At 47.8% G+C, this 668-nt stretch carries 1 protein-coding gene; it reads left to right on the forward strand.

Annotated elements, in window-relative coordinates; genetic code table 11:
• Positions 1-53 precede the first annotated feature (53 nt).
• Positions 54-668: phosphate/phosphite/phosphonate ABC transporter substrate-binding protein (locus R7E78_RS27190; RefSeq protein ID WP_318058758.1), on the forward strand; the 615-nt coding region annotated here is incomplete at its 3' end.

The following is a 668-nucleotide window of genomic DNA, read 5'->3' on the forward strand; positions in this document are numbered from 1 at the left end:
TATGCATATTGTCGCCTTCCATCTTCGCTCAGCCCTCTCTTGTTTTTGGTGTAGTGCCACAACAATCGGCCACCAAATTAGTTCAACAATGGCAACCCTTACTGCAACGTTGGGGTGAGCTTGCCGGAGTTGAAATCAAATTTGCTACTGCGCGTGATATTCCTACTTTTGAAGCCCGTTTATTGGCTGGAGAATATGACATCGCGTACATGAATCCTTATCACTTTACGTTGGTGAACCAAACTCCGGGTTATACGGCGTTAGCAAGAGCGAAGAACAAGCGTATTACAGGGATTATTGTGGCGAGAAAAGGGCAGTCAGTTACTCTTGGTGATCTGCAAGAAGAGACGATTGCTTTTCCGGCACCGCGCGCGTTTGCGGCTTCTATCATCACGCAATCTGAACTAGAACAGAAAGGCATCAAATTTACGCCCAAATATGTGGGCTCGCACGATTCGGTCTATTTAGGTGTTCTGAAAGGCTTGTATGTCGCTGGTGGTGGCGTGAAGCGTACCTTTGAGAGCTTGCCGAGTGAAACCAAAGAACAACTGAGCGTGATTTATACAACCGCAGGTTATACCCCTCATGCCATTGCAGTCGCGAATGAGGTAGATGAAGAGATGGCTTTGGCATTGCGAGCGGCGATCTCACAACTCAATGAGGATCCC

It is taken from the genome of Vibrio sp. YT-19(2023) (assembly GCF_033337395.1).